Here is a 2,782-nt window from a genome sequence, read left to right on the forward strand (position 1 = left end):
CTCCCCAGCCCATCGGCCACCAAGGCAATGCCGAAGCCGGGCAGTCAGCAGACGGGGCAGAGACGGTGGGCACGGCAGAGCCCGACGAGAACGGCCAGGCCGCCACCGACAAGGTGCCGGTACCCGCCCAAACAGCCGCCGCTGTGCCCGCTAAGGCCGCCGGCGAAGAGCAAGCACCTGTCCGCATCGACATGCTCGGCCCCCTGCGTATCACCGGGACCGCCGCCTCCGCCCACGGCCCCCGCACCGCTGCCGTCGCAGCCCTCCTCCACCTGCGCCCCGGACGCGGCACCGACTACCTGTGCCAGGCCATGGACCCGGTCAACCCGTGGTCCACCCGCACCCTGCACTCCCGGCTGTCCGAACTGCGCAACGTCCTCGGCCTCACCCACGACGGCCTGCCACTGCTCCCCCGCCCCAAGAACGGCGCCGGGTACGTCCTCCACCCCTCGGTCACCTCGGACTGGGCCGAGTTCAAAATCCTGGCCTCCCGAGGCCTCGCTGCAGGCCCCGGGGCCGGGACAGCCGACCTGGAAGCGGCCATGGCGCTGGTCCGCGGCCGCCCCTTCGAAGGCCGGACCCTGCCCTGGGCAGACCCCGTCATCCAGGAGATGCACTCCCGAATCACCGACACCGCCCACACCCTCGCCCGCTGGCACACCGACAGCGACACCCCCGACCTCGACGCCGCCCGCCGCACCGTCCTCCAAGCCCTTGAGGTCGAGGAAACCTCCGAGGTGCTGTACCGAGACCTCCTCCACATCGAAGCAGCCGCAGGCAACCAAGCCGCCGTTCGGAAGACCGTCGCACGAGCCCAGCAGATGGCCCGCACCTACGACATCACCCTCGACGACACCACCGAACAAACCATCACCGAAGCCCTCACCACCACTTCGCCGCGTCTGAGCCAGCGGCACTGAGGCATCGTCCCTGCCACGAGTGCACTCCCGGGCCAGCGGAACACTGCGGCAGACGGGAAGCTGGCTCTCGTCACCCTCGCCTCTCTTTCAGGCAGGCGCCATCTTCAATCTGCGGGCGGCGCCTCGGGCAGCAGCACTCTGTTACCCGGCATCGTCCGGCGCGCTGGGCAGGTGGCGAGCCCGTTTGTGGTGCTGCTCAGCGACGAGGTATTTGCGCAGCCGCGAGCCCTGCGGGCACCACATCTCCCGGGGGCACCGGTCACAGGCGGCAAGGTGTCTCGCGTAATTGGCAGCCGCTGGCGTCGAGCTACGGCTGTCCTCGTGTCCGTCGGGCGCCGCTGTTGCTGTGGTGGGAGGTTGGCCCCGTAGTGCCGACGCCAGGGCCCCATCCACCTGAGGCTGAGACACCACCTCTGCCATCTCGTGGTGAAGGGCTTGGTGAAGCCTGGTAGGGGCGTCATGTGACGCCTTTTGATCCGTCACGTGACGCTGTCTGCCTTCGTCACGTGACGCCCCCTCAATCACTTCATCAGCGGGTACGAGGGCGTCACGTGACGCCTCCAGCGCCTGCATCCGGCGCCGATCAGCCGGCGTCACGTGCTGCCCTGAGGACTTGGCCCGCTTGTGCCGAAGCCTGCGGTCGTACTCGGAACTGGACAGCACGGCCAGTGCCCGCTCCCAGGCAATGCCGCAGCCTGTCTCGGTGTCGGCGCCAAGAGGGAGCGTGCATGCGTAGGTGGCAGGTTTGGGGCAGCGGCCTCCACGGGCGTTCGCTGTCTTCCTGATCAGGCAGACAGCCTCCGCGGCGACGAGTACTTTCTGGACGGTTTCCTTGCTGCACCGTCCGATCGCCATGAGCGTGTCGGTGCCGAGAAAGGCATTCGTGCCGTCTTCGTTCGCCGCCTGGCCAACGGCCTGCAGGATCGCGAAGAAAGACGCGCCGAGGCTTTTCCACTCGGGCTGGTCCCGGGTCGCCCTCGGGATGTGCTTGGCGGAGCGGAGCAAGAACCAGCGCCAGGCGTGGGCCGGGGCCCAGCCAGGCCGGATCGCTCCGGGCATGACGTCATTCGGTCCGGCGGTCATACCTCCAAAATACCAACATAGTTTCCCTGAGAGCAACCTGCGCAGGTTGATGGCTACGCCGGTGTCAGAGAGTGGACCTAAGTATCCAGTGGCGAATCCGGGGCCGATATGATGACCCCATGGAGAAGACCGCGAAACAGCAGGCCCGGCAAGCCGTCACCGACCTCGAACTCAGGTTCATCGAAGCCGTAGAACACGGACGGCTCCGCGCGGAACTCACCTACGAGCAGCTCGGCCGCTACCTCGGCATGTCCAAAAGCCAGATCAGCAAACGCCAGGACGGCCAAATCACCTACACCCTCCGCGACATGCACCACATCAGCCGGCTCCTTGGCATCGACCCCCTGGTCATGGCAGCCGGACTAGGGGCCTGGCTCAACGACATCCAACCCACCGAAGTCCACCACCGCCTCAACGCCCTTACCAATGCCAACCCAGGCGCCACCTCCTGATCGCAACATCGGCCAAGGGACCTCCCCCATGTCCCCTCGGCCGACCGGCCCGACCAGACAGCCAGGCTACGAGCCGGCACCAAGCAGACCCGTGAACACCGGCGCGACGGCCTGCCCGTGCGGGCGTCCACTCCGCCTCCACGGAGCCGCGGTGCACCCGTCAAAGGGTCGGCGATCCTTTGCAGTCGTGGGCCCGGTAGCCATGGCCGTCTTTGTGCCAGTCCAGGAGGAGGCCCGCGTTCCCATACGCGCCGCCGCCGGGCCGGCGGCTGATCACGCAAGCTTCCGTTGACGCCACTAGGTCGTCTCTTCCGGATCTTGCCGGTC

At 67.6% G+C, this 2,782-nt stretch carries 3 protein-coding genes; 2 read left to right on the forward strand and 1 reads right to left on the reverse strand.

Annotated features, from left to right (window positions below):
- A partial coding sequence (locus VR44_RS17695) for an AfsR/SARP family transcriptional regulator (protein WP_211275086.1) occupies window positions 1-920 on the forward strand: 920 nt, incomplete at its 5' end.
- Window positions 921-1,061: 141 nt separating this feature from the next.
- Here VR44_RS17695 and VR44_RS17700 read toward each other — a convergent pair.
- On the reverse strand, window positions 1,062-2,003 hold the full coding sequence (locus VR44_RS17700) for a hypothetical protein (protein WP_045948485.1): 942 nt from the start codon (window positions 2,001-2,003) through the stop codon (window positions 1,062-1,064).
- Between the two features lie 119 nt (window positions 2,004-2,122).
- Between VR44_RS17700 and VR44_RS17705 the strand changes: the two genes are divergently transcribed.
- Window positions 2,123-2,455, forward strand: a complete 333-nt coding sequence (locus VR44_RS17705) for a helix-turn-helix domain-containing protein (protein WP_045948486.1) — start codon at window positions 2,123-2,125, stop codon at window positions 2,453-2,455.
- Window positions 2,456-2,782 lie beyond the last annotated feature (327 nt).

The sequence above is a fragment of the Streptomyces katrae genome, from assembly GCF_000966975.1.
GTDB lineage: Bacteria > Actinomycetota > Actinomycetes > Streptomycetales > Streptomycetaceae > Streptomyces > Streptomyces katrae.